Consider the following 24,526-nt stretch of genomic DNA (forward strand, 5'->3'; position numbering starts at 1 on the left):
TACATAAAAAGTCAGGAAAAGTTGAACAAATAAGGTAATGTGATTGTCTAACAAAGATTGGATGAAAATAGACAAAATAACACTTAGAGGCTTGATTTGAATATTATTACTCATGATACTTTTTTAGAACCTGCTGATAATGCAAGGCTTAACAGTTTATGTGGTCCTTTTAACGAAAATATTAAACAACTGGAACGTAAACTAGGCCTTGAAATCAATCATCGTAGTAACCAGTTTTCAATCACCGGTCAGGAAGAGCTCGTACAGGCTGTTGCCCGTATGTTGCAGGAGCTGTACCGTCAAACACTGGTCAGTGGCCAGGTACGTGAAATCGAGCCAGAACAGATTCATTTAGCCATTAAAGAGAGCGGCGCAATTGCTAAGGCAGAAAGCCATATCCCTGAATATGGTAAAGCAACGATCATCAAAACTAAGCGTGGTCTTATCAAACCCCGCACTCCAAATCAGGCCCAGTACATCGCCAATATTTTAGATAATGATATCGCTTTTGGCATTGGCCCTGCCGGTACCGGTAAAACCTATCTGGCAGTGGCTGCTGCAGTTGATGCGCTGGAGAAACAAAACGTTCGTCGCATTCTGTTAACCAGACCCGCGGTTGAAGCCGGAGAAAAACTCGGTTTTTTACCGGGAGACCTGAGCCAGAAGGTCGATCCTTACCTGCGTCCTTTATATGATGCACTATTTGAAATGCTGGGTTTTGAAAAAGTCGAAAAACTAATCGAGAAAAGTGTAATTGAGATTGCGCCACTGGCTTATATGCGCGGACGGACACTCAATGACGCTTTTATTATTCTGGATGAAAGCCAAAACACGACCATCGAACAGATGAAAATGTTTTTAACTCGTATTGGTTTTAACTCTAAAGCCGTTATTACGGGTGATATCACTCAGGTCGATCTGCCTCGTAATCAGAAATCAGGCTTACGTCATGCCATTGAAGTTCTAACTAACGTTGAAGATATCAGTTTTAACTTTTTCCATAGTGAAGACGTGGTAAGACATCCTGTCGTTGCCCGCATTGTCAATGCTTATGAGAAATGGGAACAAGAAGATCAAAAACGTAAACAAGAGCAACAAGCTGAACGTAAACGTTTGGCTGAACAGCAAAAAGCCTTGTAAGGACTTCTGAAGGAGAGTGGATATCTGGTCTAAATTACCTGGTCAGGAAAGTGCGAGGCAACGTAGCAAAATCCGTGACCATTCAGCGGAAGCCAATCTGTTTTTACGCCGTGCTGTGGTTGCCTTTGTAGGTATTCTGGTGCTGGTGGTTATTCTATTGGCTACGCTGGGACATCTTCAGATCAGTCGCTTTGGCTATTATAGTACCCGCTCCAACGAAAATCGTATCAACGTGATTCCTATTCCGCCAAACCGGGGAATCATCTATGACAGAAATCATATCCCACTGGCGATTAATAACACGATTTATAAATTAGAGATCATTCCGGATAAAATTAAAAACCTGAATGAACAGCTGGAAGAACTCAAAACTATCGTTGATCTGACAGACGAAGAGATCGATATCTTCCAGAAAGAGCGTCGTAACTATCGTTCTTATAGCCCGGTCCCACTGAAAGCAAAATTGACAGAGCAGCAAATCGCTCAATTTGTAGTTAACCAGCACCGTTTCCCGTTTGTCAGTATTTCTGGTGAGCAGCATCGTTATTATCCTTATGGTGCAACACTGACCCATATTCTGGGTTATGTCTCTAAGATTAACGATCAGGATAAAGCACGACTTATTGCAGATCAGCGTTTAAACGAATATGTCGGTACCAGTAATATTGGTAAATTAGGTATCGAACGCTTTTATGAAAGTACTCTGCATGGTATGCCGGGTTATGAAGAAGTTGAAGTCGATAGCCGTGGTCGCATTGTGCGTCAGCTCGATCAGTATCCGCCACAAGTCGGGCAGGATATTTATCTCTCTATCGATTTGAAATTACAGCAGTATATTGAGAAGCTACTCAACGGACGCCGTGCTGCGGTTGTTGCTCTTGATCCTAATAATGGTGAAGTGTTAGCACTGGTATCTAGTCCTAGTTACGATCCTAACTTATTTGTCGGAGGTATCTCCGGTACAGATTATAATGCTTTGTTAACTAATCCAAACAAACCTTTATTTAACCGTGCAATGCAAGGTACTTATCCTCCTGCTTCAACCGTAAAACCCTTTATTGCCGCAGCTGCATTGACCGAAGGCGTGATTACTCGCAATACGGTGATTCATGACGTTGGCTGGTGGCAACTCCCTAATACAGATAAACGTTATCGTGACTGGAAACGCTGGGGACATGGACGAGTCGATGTCATTCGTTCTATCGAATCATCTGTTGATACATTCTACTATCAGATTGCTTATGACATGGGTATTGATCGTCTCTCTAAATGGATGACTGAATTTGGTTTTGGTGACAGAACAGGAATCGATATATCCCAAAGTGAAGAAAGCCGCGCTATCATGCCAAACCGTGAGTGGAAGTTCCAGCGCTATGAGCAATCATGGCTACAGGGTGATACGATTCCGGTTGGTATCGGACAAGGTTACTGGACTGCCACACCACTACAAATGGCAAATGCCTTAACTATACTCATTAACAATGGTAAATCCTATACACCACACATCTTACTCAATACCAAAAGCTCGGTAATTGGTCCTGAAGTTCCGGAGATTTCAGTCCCTATGGAGAGTACTCTACTCAATACAGTTGATGCTAAATCATGGCAAGCGGCTAAAGAGGGAATGTATAAAGTACTCTATGGATCACTGGGCACGGCCAGACACGTATTTGCCAAAACACCTTATCAGGCAGCGGGTAAATCCGGCACTGCACAAGTTTATGGCCTAAAAGCAGATGAAGTTTATGATGCCAATAATATCCCTGAACATTTGCGCGATCATGCGTTATTTATTGCCTATGCGCCGTATGACAAACCTAAGATTGCAATAGCTATCGTGCTGGAAAATGGTGGTAGTGGTAGTACTAATGGTGGTGCTGTGGCGCGTCGTATTTTAGATTACTATCTACTTGGTGATGAAAGTGTTACAACAGATGCATCAATATTAAAAATGAGGCTTGGTGACTAATGATTGATAAAAGTAAAACACCAATCTGGATGCGAGCTCATATCGATCCAATATTTTTATTATTAACTTTGATCTTACTCGCTTACAGCGCGTTTATTATGTGGAGTGCCAGCGGTCAAAGTATTCCAATGATGGAAAATAAATCTATTCAGATCGTACTGGGGTTAGCGGTTATGTTGGCTGCTTCTCAGTTTTCTCCGCGTTTTTATGAAAAATGGTCACCCTATCTGTATGTTATCTGTATTATCTTACTCGTCTTGGTTGATGTGTTTGGTCACACTAGTAAAGGTGCTCAGCGTTGGTTAAACTTAGGTTTTATACGCTTTCAACCATCAGAAATTGCCAAAATAGCGGTACCACTAATGGTAGCCCGGTTTATCAACCGTGAAGGATGCCCGCCGTCGCTCAAAAACACATTAATTACACTGGGAATTATCGCTGTTCCAACCTTACTAGTTGCGATGCAGCCCGATCTTGGAACATCTATTTTAGTTGCGGCTTCCGGGATTTTTATTATCTTTTTGGCTGGTATTGGCTGGCGTTTTATTACCTTCTGCTGTATTGCAATTGCCACGTTTATCCCGATCATGTGGTACTTTTTAATGCATGATTACCAGCGTGAACGTGTTCTGACGCTGTTTAATCCGGAACGAGATCCGCTTGGTAAAGGCTATCATATTATCCAATCCAAAACGGCTATTGGTTCTGGTGGTATGTGGGGCAAAGGCTGGCTGGAAGGTACACAATCACAATTAGAGTTTTTACCAGAGCGCCACACAGATTTTATCTTTTCCGTTATTGCCGAAGAGTTTGGCTTTATTGGCGCGCTACTATTACTTGGGCTCTATTTATGCTTAATCTCTCGTGGGCTGATGATCGCTGCTCAGGCGCAAACTACCTTTGGCAGAATTTTAGCCGGCGGTTTGACACTCATATTTTTTATTTACGTATTTATTAATATTGGTATGGTCAGTGGCATATTGCCGGTGGTTGGTGTACCATTACCTTTAATTAGTTATGGTGGCTCCTCACTGGTCGTATTGATGGCAAGCTTTGGCATTATCATGTCAATCCACACTCACCGTCGTTTATTATCAAAGAATATTTAACCACTTTCATTCACAATAAGTATTGGACACTGTTATGAAGAAAAAATTATCGATCTCAGTAATGAATCAAAATGTTTTTAAAGGACTTTTTATTAAAAGCGTTTCAATTGCCCTGATTGGCTTAGCCATGCAATCAACAGTTGTAAGTGCAGCCTTACCATTTCCAATTCCGGAAGCGCCAAAGCTGGATGCTGAAGCGTATATCTTGATTGATGCCAATTCCGGTGAAGTGATCACAGAATTTAATGCTGATGTGCGCCGTGACCCGGCCAGTTTAACCAAAATGATGACCAGCTATGTCGTTGGTGAAGCGATTAAGTCGAACCGCATCGCAGATACCGATATGGTCACAGTCAGTAAAGCTGCCTGGGCACCAGGGAATCCTATTCTCAAGGGCTCTTCTTTAATGTTTTTAAAGGTGAATGATCAGGTTTCTGTTGCCGATCTTAACCGAGGTATCATTATTCAGTCAGGTAATGACGCCTGTATTGCAATGGCAGAACACGTTGCCGGTAGTCAGGATTCATTCGTTAATTTAATGAATAATTATGGTCAACAACTTGGCCTAACCAATACTCACTTTGATACAGTACATGGTTTAGATGCAGCAGGTCAGTTTACTACTGCGCGTGATATGGCAACACTTGGCAGAGCGTTAATCCTGAATCTACCTGAAGAATATGCCATCTATAAAGAGAAAGAGCTGACTTATAATAATATCCGCCAGCCAAACCGTAACGGTTTATTATGGGATACAACATTGAATGTTGATGGTATCAAAACAGGCCACACTAATGCTGCCGGTTATAACCTTGTTGCTTCAGCAGTTGAAGGAAACACTCGTTTAATCTCTGTAGTACTTGGCGGCAGAACGTTTAAAGGCCGTGAAGAAGAGAGTAAAAAATTATTAACTTGGGGCTTCCGTTTCTTTGAAACAGCAATCCCTGTCAAAGCAGGTACCGAAGTTAAATCAGAGCGTTTATGGTATGGTGAACAAAATTCTGTTCGTTTAGGTTCACTTCAAGACATTTCACTCACAGTTCCACGCGGTCAGGCGGCTAATGTTCAGACTCGTACAGTACTGTCACAAGATTATTTAACAGCACCAATTGAAGCCGGTACTCAGGTTGGTTCAATTCAGTTTGTACTGGATGATCAGGTTATTTCTGAACAACCATTAGTAACACTTGATAAAGTGGATGAAGCTGGATTCTTTAGCCGTATCTGGGATTATATCAAGCTAAAATTCAACCAATGGTTTAACTAACCGCTGGTTTAGCTAATTGATATTTTAAAAACCATCCCCATATATAGTTAAACACAATGAGGAAGACAACATTATGATGAAGACAAAACTGAATGAACTGCTTGAGTTTCCTTGTTCTTTTACCTATAAAGTAATGGGCGAGGCTAAACCGGAGTTGGTAGACGAAGTCATTACCGTGATTCAACGTCATGCACCGGGTGATTACACGCCATCGGTAAAACCGAGTAGTAAAGGAAACTATCATTCTGTTTCAATAACGATCAACGCAACACATATTGATCAGATTGAGAGCTTATATAAAGAACTTGGTGATATTGAAAGCGTCCGTATGGTGCTGTAAATAGCAGTTTAGTTAGATGTAAGAAAGACCGCCTTTTGGGCGGTTTTTTATTGGGAATTTTTAAGTTCTGCTCAGGAGTGGTAATTAGCAGGGTGTGTGGCGGAGAGCACGCCCCGCGATCGTGTTTTTTGGTAATGAGTTTTATTATGAGCATTGTGTGAGGGGTGGACTACGCCGCTCCAAACCCAGTCCTAATAACAGACATCGACACAAGGAAACACGCCAGCGGGGCGTGCTCCCCGCCACACACCCTGCTAATCACCACACTAGTCCAGCCCTTGACAACTTCCCCCCAAAATCCTAAACAAAAAAACCGCCTAAGAAGACGGTTTGATCATAACTCTGAAAATCTTACGATTTCTTATAGGCATCCTGATGCACACCAATTGCAGCACGACCTGACGGATCATTAAGGTTTTTAAATTGTTCATCCCACTCAATGGCTTTCGCAGTTGAACACGCAACAGATGGTCCACCCGGTACACATTCAGCGGCACTTGGTAACGGGAATAACTCATCAAACATCTCACGGTACATATACGCTTCTTTAGACGTTGGCGTATTATAAGGGAAACGGAATTTTGCGGTTTCCAGCTGCTGATCAGAAACCTTCTCTGCTGCGATCTCTTTTAATGTATCGATCCAGCTATAACCAACACCATCAGAAAACTGCTCTTTTTGACGCCACACAATACTTGCCGGCAGATAGGATTCAAAAGCTTCACGGACGATATGTTTCTCAATTTTACCATGACCACACATCTTATCTTTTGGATTAAGTCGCATAGCAACATCTAAGAAACTCTTATCCAAGAACGGGACACGTGCTTCAACCCCCCACGCGGCCATCGCTTTATTAGCACGAGCACAATCATACATATGCAACGCTTCAAGCTTACGCACGGTTTCTTCATGAAACTCCTGCGCATTTGGCGCTTTATGGAAATACAAATAACCACCAAATACTTCATCAGCGCCTTCACCGGAAAGCACCATTTTGATCCCCATCGCTTTAATCTTGCGGGCCATTAAATACATTGGCGTTGATGCACGAATCGTTGTGACATCATAAGTTTCAATGGCATAGATAACATTACGAATGGCATCAATACCTTCCTGCACCGTAAAGTTAATTTCATGATGTACTGTACCCAAATGATTTGCCACTTGCTGAGCCGCTTTTAAATCCGGAGAATCCTTTAAACCCACCGCAAATGAATGTAGCTGTGGCCACCAGGCTTCGGTCTTTTCCTGCTCTTCAATACGTCTTGCCGCATACTTCTTAGTGATAGCAGAAATAACTGAAGAATCAAGCCCGCCCGAAAGCAGAACACCATAAGGAACATCCGACATCAGGTGACTTTTTACTGATTCCTCAAGGGCGACACGTAACGTATTGATGTCCGTCTTATTATCTTTGACGTTTTCATAGTTCATCCAGTCACGGTGATAGTAACGAGTGATTTGGCCGGTGGTGCTTGATAAATAACTCCCCGCTGGGAATTCCTGTAAAGTTTTACAAACCGGTGTTAGCGCCTTCATCTCTGACGCGACGTAGAAGTTACCGCTAGCATCATGCCCCATGTAAAGAGGAATAATCCCGATATGGTCACGTCCCACTAAGTAAGTATTTTTGACGGTATCATATAAAATAAACGCAAACATTCCCTGTAATTCATCTAAGAAATGAATACCTTTTTCCTGATAAAGGGCCAGAATAACTTCACAGTCAGAACCAGTTTGAAACTCGTAACGATCTTTATACTGATCCCGTAGCGTCTGATGATTATAAATCTCACCATTAACAGCAAGAACTAAGGTTTTATCTTTATTATAAAGTGGTTGTGCACCAGTATTAACATCAACAATTGATAAGCGTTCATGAGCTAAAATTGCATTACTCGTTGCAAAAATACCAGACCAGTCTGGTCCACGGTGACGCATTAAGCTGGACAGTTCGAGCGCTTTAGTTCTAAGCGCAGCAGGATCTGTTTTCAGATCTAAAATACCAAGGATTGAGCACATATATTTCTCCACTAAATAAAACCGACACTTTATTAGTTTGCACCAAAATAGTGTAAAAAAAACATCATAAGATTAATATACGAAAATATGCAAAAAATAAGCCAGAATGTTCTGGCTTATGAAATTATTAGATTTTAAGAAGGGAATTAACCGACAGCTTGTTCTCTTGCTTTGATATAAGCCAGCGCTTTATCAATTCTTGCCAGGGTACGTTTTTGCCCAATTGCATGTACAGTTGCATCAACAGAAGGAGACTGACCAATACCTGTCACAGCAACACGCAACGGCATACCAATTTTACCCATACCGATTTCCAGCTCATCAGCTGTTGACTGAATAGCGTGATGAATAGTCTCAACATCCCAGCTGACATCACTAATTGCAGCAATTTTTGCTTTCACAGCTTCAAGCGGCTGACTTGCCACAGGACGTAAATGCTTTTTAGCAGCGTCTTCATCAAACTCAGCGAAATCTTCATAGCAATAACGTGCGGATTCCGCCATTTCTTTCAGAGTTTTACAGCGCTCCGCAAACAATTTAACAATCGTGATTAAATCAGGACCATTATCCAAGTTATACCCATGCTGATTCATGTGCCACATTAAATGTTGCGCCACGTAATCGGCATCTAAATGGTTAATATAGTGGTGATTTAGCCAGAGTAATTTATCGGTATTAAAGGCACTGGCAGAACGACTTACGGCTTCCAGAGTGAACAGGTTTTCCATCTCTTCAATTGAGAAAATTTCCTGATCGCCATGCGACCAGCCAAGTCGTACTAAATAATTAAGCAGCGCTTCTGGCAGGTAACCATCATCACGATATTGCATCACACCAACAGCACCATGACGCTTAGACAATTTCTGACCATCATCACCTAAAATCATCGATACGTGGGCATAAGCGGGCACTGGAGCCCCAAGTGCTTTTAAGATATTGATTTGACGCGGAGTATTATTGATATGATCTTCACCACGAATTACGTGAGTAATTTCCATATCCCAGTCATCAACCACGACACAGAAGTTATAGGTTGGTGAGCCATCAGTTCGACGAATAATTAAATCATCCAGCTCTTTATTACCAATCTCGATTGGACCACGGATTAAGTCATTAAAAATTACCGCACCATCAATTGGATTAGCAAAGCGCACTACATGCGGTTCAGTGTGGCTATGCTGTTTTTGCACACTATCACAACGGCAATGACCATCATAACGCGCTTTCTCGCCACGCGCCATCTGTGCTTCACGCATCTCATCCAGACGCTCTTTAGAGCAGTAACAACGATATGCTGTTCCTTTTTCCAGCATCGTATCAATCACCTGATTATAACGGTCAAAACGTTTAGTCTGGAAGAATGGGCCTTCGTCCCATGAAAGATCTAACCAGTTCATCCCATCCATAATGGCTTCGATCGCTTCCGGCGTTGAACGCTCAAGATCAGTATCTTCGATACGTAACACAAACGTGCCTTTAGCATGACGAGCATATAACCATGAATAGAGAGCAGTACGTGCACCACCAACGTGCAAGAAACCAGTCGGACTTGGTGCAAAACGAGTTTTAACTTTCATGAATGTAGATCCTAATAGCTGAATTAATTGCGCAACATTTTATCATGCGCCGAGGATTGAGCAATATAATCCCTAAGATAAATTGCCCATTGTAATTGCTTTACTCTACCTGAGACTGAAACTTTACCTGTTTTCTGTCACGAACAACGGGTAGTGACTGACGAACCTGAGCAACCTCAGATAAATTCAGTGTTGCTATCACAACACCTTCACCTTCCGGCAAACAACCTAAAATATTTGCCCATGGATCTACAATCATGCTATGCCCCCAGGTTTGGCGGCCTGATTGATGAAGACCACCCTGTGCGGAAGCGACTACAAAACATTGATTATCAATCGCTCTGGCACGTAATAGTAATTCCCAGTGGGATCTACCTGTTTGATAAGTAAAGGCTGCCGGCAAGAGTAGAATATCAATATCCCCCATCGCTGCTAAAAACTGTGGGAAACGAATATCATAACAAATTGCCAGTCCGACACGCCCAAAAGGTAAATCTACCGTAACCACCTGATTACCGGCGACCATCGTTTGACCTTCATCATGCACCATTTGCTCAGTATGAATACTAAACAGATGCACTTTATCGTAGCGGCTATACAGAGTGCCATCAGGTGCATATAGCATCAGAGAATTAGTGACTTTATCAGTAATACCAATATCCAAAGGAATAGAACCACCAGCCAACCAGATTTGATATTTTTTAGCAATTTGACTAAGAGTATCCTGAATTAAGCCCGAACCCACTGATTCTTTAATTGCCAGTTTAGCCTTTGGATCAGCACTGATTAGACAGAAATATTCAGGCAGAACCACAAACGCAGCCCCTTGCTCGGCAGCACGTGCAATCAATTGTTCTGCTTTTAACAGATTCTGCTTTACGCACTCCCCTGACACCATTTGAATGCTGGCAACAGTAACCGCTCTTTTCATTTTAAAAACTCTAATAAAATCAAAGGGTTAATAAATTAACTCTTTGATTAATTTAATGTTATTCTTTTACCAGCAAGTGCTGTAAATGGGTTTTACGTTCAAATTGTACTTTAGCATAAGAACAGACCGGTATGATTTTACGCCCTTCCTGTTTGAGTTTTTCGACCGCCAGTTCAAACAAGTGTTCCGCAATTCCTTGTCCACGGTAATTAGGGTTAACATAGATATGATCAATAATCCCGATATTATCCCCTTCACGCTGGAAAGTCACTTCTGCCACATCTGGCTCACCTGCTAAACCCGGGACATAAAAACGATGTTTACCTTCAAGATACTGAATAGTCATTTGGTCGCTCCTTTACGTTTTATACACTGCTTATAATCAGTAAGATAAGCCTATCTCACCTTAGAATCAATCATGTTTCAAATTTCTGAGCTATTTTTTCCTGGAATAAAAAAGCCGGCTAATATAACCGGCTTTTATGCAGAATATAAAAGATACTTAGAACAGGTGTTTAGCAGTATCAAATAGTTCCTGATTAAATGGACGTTTCATGTTTTCGATCGCATCGATAATATCATGATGAACCATCTTCTCATTTTGAATACCTACACAACGACCACCAAAACCTTGTAGTAATAGTTGTACTGCATATTCACCCATACGAGAAGCTAAAATTCTGTCGTAAGGTACTGGTGAACCACCACGTTGAATGTGGCCTAAAATTGTTGCACGAGTTTCATGTTTAACTGCCGCTTCAATTTCTGCCGCCAGTTCATTCACATCACACATATGCTCAGTCACTGCAACGATAGCGTGTTTTTTGCCTTTCGCAAAGCCTTGTTTAATTTCATTAATTAAGTCTTCACGTTTAAATTCAACTTCTGGGATCACGATAAATTCACAACCACCAGCAATAGCCGCTGACAATGTTAAATCACCACAATGACGCCCCATCACTTCAATAACAGAAATACGTTGATGAGATGAAGAAGTATCACGTAAGCGGTCAATTGCCTCAACCACAGTACTTAATGCCGTAAAATAACCAATTGTATAGTCAGTACCGGCAACATCGTTATCGATTGTGCCCGGAATACCTACACATGGGAAACCTTCTTCGGTTAAGCGCATCGCACCCATATAAGAACCATCTCCGCCGATAACCACTAATGCGTCAATTTCATTCTTTCTCAAATTACCAATTGCAGTTAAACGTGTTGCTTCTTCTTTGAATTGCGGGAAACGAGCTGAGCCCAGAAATGTACCACCACGGTTAATCATATCTGAAACGCTGTAGCGATTTAATCGCTCAATACGATTCTCATATAATCCTTGGTAACCATCACGAATGCCGAATACTTCGAGTCCCTCTCCAAGTGCCGTTCTTACTACACCACGAATGGCTGCATTCATGCCCGGTGCATCCCCACCGCTTGTTAATATACCAATCTTCTTAATCATGTTAACCTCGAAAATGAATTATTTGTCTGGAACCATTATAAATACTTAATTAAACACTAACAATAGGTACTAAAACAACTCTCTTTCACGCTCGTACTCAATGCTAGAAATTGGATCCTGATGAATGATAATTTCAGAATCGGGAAACTCCTTTAGTAATGCGTGCTCAACCTTATCAGCAATACTGTGTGCATCAACTAATCGCATATTGTCATCCAGTTCAAGGTGCAGCTGGATGAATTTTGTTTTACCTGACTGGCGCGTGCGAATTTCATGCACACCATTAACCGGAGTAAAAGACTCGGCAATCTCTCTGATACGCTTATTCTCTTCTTCCGGCAGCGCACAATCCAGTAGTAATTGTATGGCTGAAAATGCAATCTTAAAAGCACTAAACAGGATATAACAGCCAATAATTATTGCTAAAATAGCATCCGCGTAAAGAAAACCATTCCAGCTAAGTACCAGTGCAATAATTACGCCAATATTCATAAATAAGTCGGACTGATAGTGTAATCTATCTGCTTTAATTGCCTGACTACCTGTCTTTTTAATCACATAAGATTGATAGCTCACCAGGCAGATAGTAAAAACCAGTGAAATACTTGTCACGATAATCCCAAATACCGGGAAATTTAGCGGCACAGGATTCATCAGATGCTTGGCACTACTGAGCAGTAAAAAGGCCGCAGAACCAACAATAAAAGCACTTTGTGCCAGTGCTGCCAAAGATTCTGCCTTACCATGACCAAAGGTATGTCCTTTATCTGCTGGCTGCAGGGCATAGCGTATAATTAATAAATTCAGTCCAGAAGCCAGTAAGTCAATACTGGAATCAAGTAATGAGGCAAGTAAGCTAATTGCACCAGTGTACCACCAGGCAATTAACTTAATGAATAACAATATTGATGCGAGCACAATCGCACTTGTTGCCGCTCGTTTGACTAATTTTTCGTATGAAGTATCCATGCTTATACTGATTCTTTTCAAATATCTGGAAAAATAGGGTGTTAATAGAAAAAACAATTATCCAATAATTAATGGACTAAATGAGCCCTTCTATTTTCTAAAAGAGCATTTGTCTATATAATAACACAAATGTAAGCAGGATTTAGTATCCAAGTCCTATTAAATGCGAAATATCCTACGAAAATGACACAGGAAGCTGACATGAATAAATTATTACTTATAGATGATGATAAAGATATCACTTCACTATTAAAGGAATTACTGGTAATAGAAGGTTTTGAGGTAGAAGTCGCAAATGATGGGCAAGAAGCATTAAAAGTATTTGATGATACTTTTGACTTAGTTTTGCTTGATGTCATGATGCCGGGTATGAATGGTTTAAGCGTATTAACACAGCTTAGACAACGTCATACCGTACCAGTTATTTTCCTGACAGCCAAAGATAGCGAACTTGATCGCGTAGTAGGCCTTGAGCTGGGTGCTGATGATTATATTATTAAGCCATTTAACGACCGTGAACTCATTGCTCGTATTCGTGCACTTTTACGCCGTCATCAATGGGATAGTTCAGTTAAAGAAAATCAGGACGATCCTTCTGAATATACCATCGATAAATTAAGAGTGAATATCAAGCAACAGGTCGCCTCTTTTGATAATCAATATCTTGATCTAACCGGTACTGAATTCTTAGTTCTGCAAAAACTGTTAGAACACAAAGGGCAAATCATTTCCCGTAATACGTTAAGTGAATCAGTACTTGGTAAGGCCTTTTCGCCACTTGATCGCTCTGTCGATGTACACGTCTCTAATTTACGTAAAAAACTGCCTCCGCGTTCTGATGGCTTGCCATGGATCAAAACATTGCGTGCCAAGGGCTATCTGTTTGTCTTTGATAAAGATGTACACGACTAAATAAATTTGAGTGATTGAGAGTCATCTATGTGGATATTTAATAGGTTAACAGTTCGTATTTTTATTGTTTTCCTGTTTACTGTGGCATTCTTTTTAATGCTGGCAATTACTTTACCTAAACTGGACTCTCGTAACCTGACTTATATTTCTAATCAGGAAAAAGAAGTTGGTATTGAACTGGCACAGTCACTTGAAACTGAACTACTGAAAATCCCGCAAAATGGTTTCCGCTGGTGGATGCGATTTATTGTGGTCATGGATAAAGCGGCTATGCCTGGACAATCTTTATTCATTGTTACACCAACAGAACAGATTCTGACTGCCAATGCAACCTACAGAGATATTGTACAGAACTTCTCGGAGCTCTCCAATAATGTCTCAGAGCCCGCTAAAAAAGTCTATGGTAGTGAAGAAGTGCTTGGTCCTTTCCAGATAGCTTACGGGCAGGAGGAATATCTGCTCTATGTGGTTCAGCCGGTCACGGCACTACAATCTCAATTTGCTAATATTTTATTCGACCATCCGTTATTACTCTTATCCTTAACGATGCTCCTGAGCTCTCCTTTACTACTTTGGCTTTCGTGGAGTTTGGCAAAACCAGCGCGCCGCCTGAAAAAAGTGGCAGATGAGGTTGCCCGTGGTAACTTACAAGAGTGGCCAGATCTGGAGTCCGGTTCTTATGAGTTTCAGGCAACCGGCGCCAGCTTTAACCACATGTTACGTGAGCTAAAACATACTCAGGAATCTCAGCAGCGTTTAATCTCTGATATCTCCCATGAACTACGTACACCGTTGACCCGCTTACGATTAGCCAGCGCGATACTTCGTCGCAAACAGGGGGAAAGTAGCGAGCTGCAACGTATTGAAGACGAATCAGGTAAGCTGGACGCTATGATTAGTGAATTACTGTCACTTGCACGTAACCAATATACAGAACAAGATATGCGCGACCTGATGACAGTTGAAGAGCTGTGGGAACTGGTTCTGGAAGATGCTGAATTTGAGGCTGAACAGCTAGGTAAATCATTTAAAGTCACAACAGATATTCCCAATGTTCGTATTTTTGGCTTTAGTCAGGCACTCAGTAGTGCGCTGGAAAACGTCATACGCAACGCGTTTCGCTATAGTGATAAGCGCATTGAAATCGGCTTTCATGTACATGATGAACAACTTATGGTTATCATTGATGATGATGGCCCGGGTGTGTCAGAAAAAGAGTATGAGCAAATATTTATGCCGTTTTACCGCACTAGTGAAGCCAGAGACCGTACATCCGGCGGTACCGGACTGGGTCTGGCAATCGTACGTAAAGCGATCAATCAGGATAAAGGTACCGTTTATGCTACAAAGAGTCCGTTACAAGGGCTCCGTGTTGTCATTACCCTTCCTCTTGCCACCAACAAATAGAAGTAAAATAAGGTTAATATCGTGTTAAATATTGTGCTGTTTGAGCCAGAAATCCCCCCTAATACTGGCAATATCATTCGTCTGTGTGCCAATACAGGCTTTGCGCTACATATCATCGAACCGATGGGATTTGATCTGGATGATAAACGTTTACGCCGAGCAGGCCTTGATTACCATGAGTTTTCGAATGTAAAACGTTACCGTAATTTTGAACAGTTTTTAACACAAAATGTGTTGAGCCTGACACCACCTGCATCAGATAAACCAGCTATATACGCGTTAACCACTAAAGGTAAATTACCACACAGTTCTGTTACTTATAAAGCCAATGATTATCTGTTATTTGGCCCTGAAACACGCGGTTTGCCACCCGTTATTTTAGATAATCTGCCACAGGAACAAAAAATTCGTATTCCGATGCTGGCTGACAGCCGTAGTATGAATCTGTCTAACGCTGTATCTGTAGTAGTTTATGAATCATGGCGTCAGTTAGGTTATCAAAACGCACTGCTCCCAAAATAAAATACACATAATAGTTATATTGATTAATTTAACTGAGGTTTATATAGCGTTAGTTCTTTACCAACGACCCGACGCTCCACCTCCGCCGCTGCGACCGCCACCGCCACTTCGGCTACTGCTACTGCGGGAACTTCCTCCACCTCCAGATCTTGAACTACCACCTGAGCGGGAAGAACCAGAACCTGTGGTTGGTTTAATAAACCCTTTATAGATACCAATAATAATAAAAAGTGTAATAACTGTCGTTATCGATACAGCAGCACCCAATGAGCCCGTTGAGAAATAAGAAAAAAGATAAACAATAGAACCAAAAATAATCCCGGGGAAAAGAGCCTTCTTAAGTTTTTCTGATTTAATCCACCTATCTAAAATCATAAGGACTCCGGCAAAAAAGCCTAGAATATAGAAGACAGAGACAACAAAACAGGTAAATATCATGACAACACTAAACCAGGCAGGGAATATCTGTAAAAACAGTAACTGTACCCAACGAGGCAAATCATTACGCAAAAAATCTTCACCAAAGGTCAGCCCATTCCATGTGGTGAGATCAAACCCACCAAAATAAGCAGTTAAGGCGATAATTCCTCCCCAAAATAGCCCCGCTCTCAAAGGAAAACGTTTTAATGTCTTCACAATAATACTTAGCCATAACAGAAGACTACCACCAATAACCAACCCTGCAACAATATCAAGAAGTCCAATGGATTCAGTTTGTTTAGTTACAATCAAAGACATCTGATCAATGGGGGGTAACTCTTCCTGTTTGACTTTAGCAATAAGTGCATCAACAGCCAACTCAATACCTTTAGCGTACTGCTCAGCTCTAAAATAGGGAATCAGATAATTTTGGATAACCTGACTGGTGAAAAGGTCAGTAATTTGCCCTTCCAGTCCATAGCCAACTTCAATCCGCATAGTGCGGTCATTCAATGCAACAATCAGTAGAACACCGTCATCAATCCCCTTGCGCCCCAGTTGCCACTGTGCAAAAATCTGACTGGCAAATTGTTCAATACTTTCGCGACCTGTGGTTGGAACAATCAGCACTGCGATTTGTGCTCCTGTTTCATGTTCCAGATCCATAATTTTGTCATTAATCAGGTTATATTCACCCGGTGATAATAGCGATATAGTGTCAGTGACACCCTCATCCATTACCGGATAATTTGATGGATTAGCCTGCACTGACAGACTTAAGCACCAACTCATTATCATAATGAAAAAACGCTTTCTGATTAATTGATTCATCCGCTCTCAGTCCTGACCACAATATTCTTACCTTATAGTTATTGTCAGTATTTTATAATGAATTGAGCATTTATCCATGCTGATAAGGAAAATTAAAAGGAAATATGTTCAATTGGTCACTAAACTTGCTACAGATCTTGTAATTCATTAAAAATAAATCATTGTTAATCAAATAAATATAAATTATTAGTAATAATCGGTTTACGTTTTGGAAGAAATTTCTTTAGCTGATAATTATAAGAGCAATTCTCTGACAGAAAATTGCTCTTATATGCAGAAGGAATTAATGACTTGAGGACTTAGAATTGTCTTCTAAATAGAACACGTTCAACACCTTTGGTCACCTGATTTGCTACTCTTTCAGAGAGTTTCTTATTACGACGATATTTGACCGACAAAATCTTATAATTCTCTAAATGAGATAAGATGTAATCGTCACTGGTGCCAATCTCATCAACCAGTCCTTTATCTTTGGCTTGCGTGGCAAACCAGTGCTCACCAGTTGCAACAGCATCAATATCTACATTTGGTCGATTCTCACGTACAAAGTCTTTAAACAGTAGATGAGTTTCGTTCAGCTCTTCCTGAAACTTTTTACGCCCTTCATCAGTATTTTCACCAAATAGCGTCAAAGTACGTTTATATTCGCCAGCTGTTTGCAGCTCTACATCAATATCATTTTTCTTAAGCAAACGATGGAAGTTAGGAATCTGCGCAACTACACCAATAGAGCCAATGATTGCAAACGGTGCAGCAATGATTTTACTGGCAGTACACGCCATCATATAACCACCACTTGCTGCGACTTTATCAACCAGCGCAATCAGCTCCACATTATGCTGTTTAAAGCGCATCAGCTGCGAAGCGGCCAGACCATAACCATGTACCACACCACCCGGACTTTCCAGTTTTAGTGCTACTTTATCTTCCGGTTTTATCACAGAAAGAACAGCTGTCACTTCCTGACGTAAATCTTCAACCTCTTTCGCATCCATACTGCCATTAAACGAGAGGACATAGAGTTTAGACTTTTCCTGAGTACTCTTTTTCGCTTCAGCTGAGTCTGTAGTTGACTCACTCACCTCTTCTTTAGACGCTTTTTTAGCCTCTAATTTTTCCTGTTTTTTCTCTAACTTACGTTGTTTCTTTTGCTGCTTTTCCCATACTTTTGCTTCAGCATCATTCATACTTGAATACTGCATCATCTCTTTTAGCTCAGTATAGTTTTCACTAATATCTTTCACTTCTAAGCTACCAGCTGGTGCTCTTTTACGCAGACTGACGATGAACAGTAATACACCAGCAATCGCAGCAACGATAGTAATGCTTTTAGCTAAAAATAATAGGTATTCAAATATCCAGCTCATAATAATCCTTATTTATCCAGTAAATGCTCTGCTCGCTATCATAGCAGATTTTTACTATAGGTTTTAGTTATCGTTACACGCAAAGATTTACAGATTGTCGCTTTATTCAGCTCCCAGTTTTCTTTATACTATTTACTTATACCAACGATCTGAATAAGAGACCTTGCCTAATGAACGATACCAAACCAACTTTACGTCCAATTACAGAAATCGCAAAGCAGTGTGGAATTGATGATAAGTTCGTCATGAGTTATGGCCAGTATGTTGCCAAAATTGATCCGGCTGTTACTAAACAAAATGCACCTAAAGGTAAAATGATTTTAGTTTCTGCTATCACTCCAACTCCTCTTGGTGAGGGAAAAACTGTCACCACTATCGGACTTAGTCAGGGTTTAAATTATATTGGTAAAAAAGCTATAGCATGTATTCGTCAGCCAAGCCTTGGACCTGTATTTGGTGTTAAAGGTGGTGCCGCAGGCGGTGGTAAGGCCGAAGTTCTGCCAATGGAAAAACTGAATTTACATCTGACTGGTGATATTCACGCGATTACGGCAGCACATGATTTAGCTTCTGCGGCTTTAGACGCACGCCTGTTCCATGAAGAGCGTTTGGGTGAAGAGTTTACTAAACAGACTAACCTGCCACTTCTCAATATCGATAAAAATCGTGTCGTCTGGAAACGTGTTATTGATCATAATGATCGAGCTTTGCGTAATATCACTGTTGGTGTTGGTGGTGGTAACAATGGCGTTGAACGTAATGACGGTTTTGAAATTTCTGCTGCGTCAGAGCTAATGGCTATTTTAGCCTTAGCTACGGACTTAAAAGATATGCGTCAGCGTATTGGTCGTATCATCCTTGCCTATGATAAATCGGGTAATCCTATTACGACAGAAGCGCTGGAAGTCGCTGGCGCTATGACAGTGCTACTGAAAGATGCAATCAATCCAAATCTGATGCAAACGGCAGAAAATACACCGGCACTTATTCATGCTGGACCATTTGCCAATATCGCGCACGGTAACTCGTCTGTCATTGCTGATATCGTTGGTCTGCAACTGGCAGATTATGTAGTGACCGAAGCAGGCTTTGGTTCTGATATGGGAATGGAAAAATTCTTTAATATTAAATATCGTCAGGCCGGGATTGCGCCTTCTTGTATCGTGATTGTGGCAACTATTCGTAGCTTAAAATCTAATAGCGGTAAATTTAATATTAAACCGGGTCAGCCTTTACCAAAAGAAGTCACCGAATCAAATGTTGAGTTACTTTCTATTGGTTGTGCTAACTTAGGCTGGCATATCAATAATGCGAAGGGTTATGGTTTACCAGTGATTGTTGCGATCAATCGTTTCCCTTATGACAATCAGGAAGAGTTAGACTTTCTACAACAATATGCCTTAAAACAAGGAGCATTCGCTTGTGAAGTTAGTGAAGCCTTCGCTAAAGGTGGTGAAGGTACGGCTAAATTGTCACAACATATCGTTAAAGCCTGTGAACAACAACATACTGTGACGCTACCATATAGTGATGATATGCCGCTGTTTGATAAGATTCAGACTATGGCTAAAAAATATGGAGCGAATCAGGCTAAACTTGCCCCTAAAGCTTTACAAGATATTGAAGAGATTAAAAAACTTAATCTTGCTCATTTACCGCTGTGTATGGTTAAAACACCAATGTCAATTAGTGCCGATCCTAATCTGAAAAATGTACCAACTAACTTTGATATTGATGTGACACATTTGCAGGTTTCTGCCGGTGCCGGATTCATTCGTGTCTATGCCGGTGATGTAATGACTATGCCAGGTCTTGGTACTCTACCAGCTTATCGTAAGATCGATCTGGATGATGCTGGAAATATCGTTGGACTCAGTTAATGACAATAGTCTTAAAAGCGTATATTGATGAGGCAAACTGTATCGGCTGTGCAAAGTGCAGCCGAAGTTGCCCAACTGATGCAATTGTAGGCAGTAAACATACTCTGCATACAATTCTACCTCAGCTCTGTACCAGCTGTAGTAAATGTATCGATGTTTGTCCAACCAACTGTATTACACTGCATACCCCAGGCGAAGAGATGAACCCGGCTGAAGAGTTACGTCTGACTGAAAGAAAACAATCACGTTTAGTGCAACAGTCCACCTTTCCTTCATCAACTGTTGCCACTATCTTTACTCCAATAGTTCACACGCCACAGCCTGTTATTTCACTTGAACAACGTAAACAGACGGTTGCTGATGCCATAGCACGAGCCAGAGCCAAGAAACTGGCTCAACAAAAGCCGGAATAGAACGTAACAAAGATATCCATTCATTATAAATTAGACACAATACGCAAAATCTAAATTATCAGTAGATTTGGATGCATATTCTATTTATGCTGCTAATCAGGGAAAAGTAGCCCAATAAGTCAGATTACAGGCAACAAAAAGCCCCGCATTAAGCGAGGCATTAAAGAAAGTAAGAACTTCCTAACTGCGATTAACGTCAGTTATTACTTAACAGTCTCTTTTAAACCTTTACCAGCAACGAATGCAGGAACTTTAGTTGCTGCAATTTTGATTTCTTTACCAGTTTTTGGGTTACGGCCAGTACGTGCTTTACGGTTGTTTACTTTGAAAGTACCAAAACCAACTAATTGCACTGGTTCACCTTTTTTAAGTGAAGCAGAGATTGCAGCTAGAGTTGCTTCTAATGCAGTTTTTGCAGCTACTTTAGTGATGTCAGCTTTGCTAGCAATAGCGTCTACAAGTTCTGTCTTATTCATGAATATGTCCTTACATTAAGTATTTAATTGTTTATAAAATAAAGCCTGCCCGATAAAAACCAAGCTCAGCCCTCCTGAAATCTTGATTGGTTATAAATGTAGTCTATATTTGTTTAAGATTAAAGCTAAATTTAATCAAAAACCTAAAATAAATCACACTTTTTGGTTTAATTGCTCAAAAAAACACCAATATTACTGATATTTGCCTCTCTGAGATCCTCTTTCAAGCCTTTAATTAACTCAATATTACGTTCTTCTTCTTCTTTCAATAATCGGAAAATTTCCCATTGAATATCTAATTCATCGATAATTGCAGGTAATATTTTGAGTTCTTCATCGGTCATTTCACGCTCAGCCTGAGTCATTTCATAGCCTGCCACAGTATTTAATGAGATTTCACTCACCGCGATCGCATGTTCAGCACTTTCACCACTCAGATAAGCATGCATTAGTTCACTGAGTGCCTGACAGGCGTCTATCGCCGGGTATACGCTATAAACATCAAAGTCACTCACTGCCGGAATAAGATCTTCAAATTTTTCCAACTGTGAATCAAAGTTTATTTTAGCCCCTTTGACGATTAAAGATTCCCAGACTAAGTCTAAGACTTTTCTGTATTGTGCAGGGTTAGCAAAATCTGTTTGCTGACAAAACAGTGCATAATTTGGATACATCCGCTCGCACAAACAGACCATAAATGTCCGGTGTTGCCACTCACTAAACTTTTCTAAACGAAGATGAATTGGATTTTTGATCATTGATGAAACCTCTTTGAACGACTATGTACAGAGGCAATTAATTGTTCGACATGCTCAACCGGAATATCCTGGTGAATACCATGACCTAAATTAAAGACATGGCCATTACCCGCACCATATTCTGTCAGAACTTGTTCAACCTGCTGGTCAATAATATTTTTTGGGGCATATAGTACAGAAGGGTCCAGATTACCTTGTAGCGCAATAGGTTTGCCATTAGTGATTGTGCGAGCGTCACTTAGGTTCATTGTCCAGTCGATACCGATTGCATCACTACCTATTCCGGTAATTTTATCCAGCCAGATACCCCCACCTTTAGTAAATACTGTGACCGGCACATAGCCTTGCGTCCCTGATTCTGGTCTTATTCCTCTGTCTAAATTAGCAATGATCTCTTGCATATAGCGCAAAGAGAAATCCTGATAACTTTGATGACTGAGCATTCCACCCCAGGTATCAAAGATCATAACAGATTGAGCTCCAGCCTTTATTTGCGCATTTAAATAAAGGGCAACGCTTTGTGCCAGCTTACTTAACAGTAAGTGTAAAGCTTCTGGTTCGGCATACATCATTTGCTTAATTTTAGTAAACGATTTACTGCTGCCCCCTTCAATCATATAAGTTGCCAGCGTCCATGGACTACCGGAGAACCCAATCAGGGGAACTTTGCCATTTAACGCTTTGCGTGTAGTACGCAGAGCATCCATCACGTAGCGCAGCTCCTGCTCCGGATCGGGAACAGGTAAATTTTTAATCTGGTCCAGTTGAGTAATAGGGCGCTCAAATTTAGGTCCTTCACCAGTTTCAAAATGTAAACCAAGTCCCATTGCATCGGGGATTGTTAAAATATCAGAAAAAATAATAGCCGCATCCAGATCAAATCGTTCAATTGGTTGCAAAGTCACTTCACAGGCTAGCTCCGGATTCTGGCAGAGATTCATAAAGCTACCGGCTTTAGCTCTTAATTCACGATATTCAGGTAAATAACGCCCTGCTTGCCTCATCATCCAGATAGGTGTGTAATCAACAGGCTGACAAAGTAATGCACGTAAATAGCGATCATTTTTTAATGCTGGCATATCTATTTCTATCCTTATAATTAACTTACCGCGTCATCATATCATTGAATCGTTGATAATAGATAATTGAAGTCAGTTTTTATTTATTCTGTTAGTCCTCTTTTTGTAATTATTCATTATATTAGAAAAGTAATTCAGACTATTTAAAATTTATACCTTGCTGCGATTCGCTTTTTTCGATACAAAAATTAATAAAATCATAGTGATTGTTCATTGTTTAACACGTTATCTTTTATTATAGTAATGAGCAATTTCCTAATCAGATTCGAGTTGCTCCTATGTCAAAACTAAGCGCTATTATCCTTGCCGCCGGTAAAGGAACCCGTATGTACTCCGACACACCAAAGGTGTTACATAAAATCGGTGGTAAATCATTGATACAACATGTTATTGATACCGTTTTAAAATTACATGCTGATCATGTTTATGTTGTTTATGGTTATGGCAAAGAACAGCTACAGGCAGAGCTCTCCTCACAGCCAGTCACATTAGTGTTACAGGAGCAGCAACTAGGTACCGGACATGCGGTACAACAAGCGATTCCACATATTAAAGACGATGAAGATATTCTAATTCTATACGGTGATGGTCCACTTATTTCAGTAGAAACACTGGAAATGCTGATCAAAAATAAACCGAAACAGGGGATCTCTTTATTAACAGTCAAGCTGGATGACCCAACAGGTTATGGTCGTATTATTCGCCACAACGACAATATTACTGGTATTATTGAGCAAAAAGATGCCACTGATGAACAGCGAAAAATTCAGGAAATCAATACTGGTATTATGCTGGTCACCGGTAAACTGTTAAAATCCTGGTTATCTAAACTGACCAATAATAATTCACAAAACGAGTTCTATCTGACAGATATTATTGCCATGTGTTACGCTGAAGGGTATGACATTACATCAACTCATCCAATCGACCTGCATGAAGTAGATGGTGTCAATAATCGCTTGCAACTAATTAATCTGGAGCGCGTTTATCAGCAGAAGAAAGCGAAAGAGCTACTGCTGGCTGGTGTCACCATTATGGATCCAAATCGTTTTGATCTACGCGGTGAATTGTATTGTGGCAAAGATGTCATCATCGACACAAATGTCATTATCGAAGGAACTGTGCGTTTAGGCGATCGTGTATATATTGGTTCTGGCTGTATCCTTAAAAACTGTACCATCGAAAACGATAGTGAGATCAGCCCTTATACTGTAATTGAAGATTCACAACTTGCTGCAAAATGTACAGTCGGGCCATTTGCCCGCCTACGCCCGGGTTCTCAACTGGCAGAAAAAGCACATGTTGGTAACTTCGTTGAAATGAAAAAAGCCACACTTGGTTATGGCAGTAAAGCAGGTCACCTGACCTATTTAGGTGACACTGAGGTAGGAAGTAACGTCAATATTGGTGCAGGTACCATTACCTGTAATTACGACGGTGCTAACAAATTCAAAACCATCATTGAAGATGATGTCTTTGTCGGTTCTGACACTCAATTAATTGCCCCTGTTACTGTGAAAAAAGGAGCCACCATTGGAGCCGGTACCACTGTAACTAATGATATTGGTGAAAATGAACTGGTGATCAGTCGGGTCAAACAACAGCATATTACAGGCTGGCAGCGACCAACTAAGAAAAAATAATTCATTTATTTACATTAATCTCTAAA

At 40.7% G+C, this 24,526-nt stretch carries 22 protein-coding genes; 11 read left to right on the forward strand and 11 right to left on the reverse strand.

Annotation, left to right across the window (positions count from 1 at the left end; translation table 11 throughout):
* The first annotated feature begins 96 nt into the window (after window positions 1-96).
* From IPMB12_RS00445 to ybeD, 5 genes are all read left to right on the forward strand, one after another.
* A complete protein-coding gene (locus tag IPMB12_RS00445) occupies window positions 97-1,140 on the forward strand; it encodes a PhoH family protein (protein WP_166913875.1) in 1,044 nt (347 codons plus the stop codon).
* 16 nt (window positions 1,141-1,156) lie between these two features.
* Window positions 1,157-3,109, forward strand: coding sequence for a penicillin-binding protein 2 (gene mrdA / locus IPMB12_RS00450; protein ID WP_228720381.1), 1,953 nt, complete (start codon window positions 1,157-1,159; stop codon window positions 3,107-3,109).
* Entirely contained in the window at window positions 3,109-4,218 is a 1,110-nt protein-coding gene (gene mrdB, locus IPMB12_RS00455) for a peptidoglycan glycosyltransferase MrdB (RefSeq protein WP_166913877.1), read from the forward strand. The genes mrdA and mrdB overlap by 1 nt, the downstream gene beginning before the upstream one ends.
* 34 nt (window positions 4,219-4,252) lie before the next feature.
* Complete coding sequence (locus IPMB12_RS00460; RefSeq protein WP_228720382.1) at window positions 4,253-5,485, forward strand: serine hydrolase; 1,233 nt, start codon at window positions 4,253-4,255, stop codon at window positions 5,483-5,485.
* Between the two features lie 76 nt (window positions 5,486-5,561).
* Entirely contained in the window at window positions 5,562-5,825 is a 264-nt protein-coding gene (gene ybeD, locus IPMB12_RS00465) for a DUF493 family protein YbeD (RefSeq protein ID WP_166917638.1), read from the forward strand.
* Between the two features lie 351 nt (window positions 5,826-6,176).
* On the opposite strand, the gene asnB is transcribed toward ybeD, so the two are convergent.
* From asnB to IPMB12_RS00495, 6 genes are all read right to left on the reverse strand, one after another.
* Entirely contained in the window at window positions 6,177-7,850 is a 1,674-nt protein-coding gene (gene asnB / locus IPMB12_RS00470; RefSeq protein ID WP_166913879.1) for an asparagine synthase B, read from the reverse strand.
* A 146-nt stretch (window positions 7,851-7,996) separates the two neighbouring features.
* Window positions 7,997-9,427 (reverse strand): glutamate--tRNA ligase, encoded by a 1,431-nt coding sequence (gene gltX, locus IPMB12_RS00475; RefSeq protein ID WP_166913881.1) that lies wholly within the window; start codon window positions 9,425-9,427, stop codon window positions 7,997-7,999.
* 100 nt (window positions 9,428-9,527) lie between these two features.
* Window positions 9,528-10,358 (reverse strand): carbon-nitrogen hydrolase family protein, encoded by an 831-nt coding sequence (locus IPMB12_RS00480; RefSeq protein WP_166913883.1) that lies wholly within the window; start codon window positions 10,356-10,358, stop codon window positions 9,528-9,530.
* Window positions 10,359-10,416: 58 nt separating this feature from the next.
* Window positions 10,417-10,704, reverse strand: coding sequence for a GNAT family N-acetyltransferase (locus IPMB12_RS00485; RefSeq protein WP_166913885.1), 288 nt, complete (start codon window positions 10,702-10,704; stop codon window positions 10,417-10,419).
* 156 nt (window positions 10,705-10,860) lie between these two features.
* A complete protein-coding gene (gene pfkA, locus IPMB12_RS00490) occupies window positions 10,861-11,823 on the reverse strand; it encodes a 6-phosphofructokinase (protein WP_166913887.1) in 963 nt (320 codons plus the stop codon).
* A 69-nt stretch (window positions 11,824-11,892) separates the two neighbouring features.
* On the reverse strand, window positions 11,893-12,792 hold the full coding sequence (locus tag IPMB12_RS00495) for a cation diffusion facilitator family transporter (RefSeq protein ID WP_166913889.1): 900 nt from the start codon (window positions 12,790-12,792) through the stop codon (window positions 11,893-11,895).
* Between the two features lie 201 nt (window positions 12,793-12,993).
* Between IPMB12_RS00495 and IPMB12_RS00500 the strand changes: the two genes are divergently transcribed.
* From IPMB12_RS00500 to trmL, 3 genes are read left to right on the forward strand one after another with little or no spacing between them, the layout of a single operon-like run.
* Complete coding sequence (locus tag IPMB12_RS00500) at window positions 12,994-13,704, forward strand: response regulator (protein WP_166913891.1); 711 nt, start codon at window positions 12,994-12,996, stop codon at window positions 13,702-13,704.
* Between the two features lie 33 nt (window positions 13,705-13,737).
* Window positions 13,738-15,111, forward strand: a complete 1,374-nt coding sequence (cpxA, locus tag IPMB12_RS00505; RefSeq protein ID WP_166917639.1) for an envelope stress sensor histidine kinase CpxA — start codon at window positions 13,738-13,740, stop codon at window positions 15,109-15,111.
* 21 nt (window positions 15,112-15,132) lie between these two features.
* Window positions 15,133-15,633, forward strand: a complete 501-nt coding sequence (gene trmL, locus IPMB12_RS00510; protein WP_166913893.1) for a tRNA (uridine(34)/cytosine(34)/5-carboxymethylaminomethyluridine(34)-2'-O)-methyltransferase TrmL — start codon at window positions 15,133-15,135, stop codon at window positions 15,631-15,633.
* A gap of 57 nt (window positions 15,634-15,690) precedes the next feature.
* On the opposite strand, the gene IPMB12_RS00515 is transcribed toward trmL, so the two are convergent.
* Window positions 15,691-16,884 carry a TPM domain-containing protein gene (locus IPMB12_RS00515; RefSeq protein WP_166913895.1) on the reverse strand — a complete coding sequence of 398 codons (1,194 nt, stop codon included), beginning with the start codon at window positions 16,882-16,884 and terminating at the stop codon, window positions 15,691-15,693.
* Between the two features lie 299 nt (window positions 16,885-17,183).
* Window positions 17,184-18,251, reverse strand: coding sequence for a protease SohB (gene sohB / locus IPMB12_RS00520; protein ID WP_166913897.1), 1,068 nt, complete (start codon window positions 18,249-18,251; stop codon window positions 17,184-17,186).
* 170 nt (window positions 18,252-18,421) lie between these two features.
* Between sohB and IPMB12_RS00525 the strand changes: the two genes are divergently transcribed.
* Together IPMB12_RS00525 and IPMB12_RS00530 are read left to right on the forward strand one after the other, a co-directional pair.
* Window positions 18,422-20,131: a formate--tetrahydrofolate ligase gene (locus tag IPMB12_RS00525; protein ID WP_166913899.1), complete on the forward strand. Its 1,710-nt coding sequence runs from the start codon at window positions 18,422-18,424 to the stop codon at window positions 20,129-20,131.
* The gene (locus tag IPMB12_RS00530; protein WP_166913901.1) at window positions 20,131-20,544 is read left to right on the forward strand and encodes an RnfABCDGE type electron transport complex subunit B; all 414 of its coding nucleotides are present in this window, start codon (window positions 20,131-20,133) and stop codon (window positions 20,542-20,544) included. Before IPMB12_RS00525 ends, IPMB12_RS00530 begins: the two co-directional genes overlap by 1 nt.
* Window positions 20,545-20,747: 203 nt before the next feature.
* On the opposite strand, the gene IPMB12_RS00535 is transcribed toward IPMB12_RS00530, so the two are convergent.
* The 3 genes from IPMB12_RS00535 to hemE all read right to left on the reverse strand — a co-directional run bounded on the left by IPMB12_RS00535 (window position 20,748) and on the right by hemE (window position 22,857).
* Window positions 20,748-21,020 carry an HU family DNA-binding protein gene (locus tag IPMB12_RS00535; RefSeq protein WP_166913903.1) on the reverse strand — a complete coding sequence of 91 codons (273 nt, stop codon included), beginning with the start codon at window positions 21,018-21,020 and terminating at the stop codon, window positions 20,748-20,750.
* A gap of 167 nt (window positions 21,021-21,187) precedes the next feature.
* Window positions 21,188-21,778 (reverse strand): YjaG family protein, encoded by a 591-nt coding sequence (locus IPMB12_RS00540; protein WP_166913905.1) that lies wholly within the window; start codon window positions 21,776-21,778, stop codon window positions 21,188-21,190.
* Window positions 21,775-22,857, reverse strand: a complete 1,083-nt coding sequence (gene hemE, locus IPMB12_RS00545) for a uroporphyrinogen decarboxylase (protein WP_166913907.1) — start codon at window positions 22,855-22,857, stop codon at window positions 21,775-21,777. Before hemE ends, IPMB12_RS00540 begins: the two co-directional genes overlap by 4 nt.
* Before the next feature lie 278 nt (window positions 22,858-23,135).
* Here hemE and glmU point away from each other — a divergent pair, with 278 nt between their 5' ends.
* Window positions 23,136-24,500: a bifunctional UDP-N-acetylglucosamine diphosphorylase/glucosamine-1-phosphate N-acetyltransferase GlmU gene (glmU, locus tag IPMB12_RS00550; RefSeq protein ID WP_166913909.1), complete on the forward strand. Its 1,365-nt coding sequence runs from the start codon at window positions 23,136-23,138 to the stop codon at window positions 24,498-24,500.
* Window positions 24,501-24,526 lie beyond the last annotated feature (26 nt).

It is taken from the genome of Zophobihabitans entericus, from assembly GCF_011745665.1.
Lineage (GTDB): Bacteria > Pseudomonadota > Gammaproteobacteria > Enterobacterales > Orbaceae > Zophobihabitans > Zophobihabitans entericus.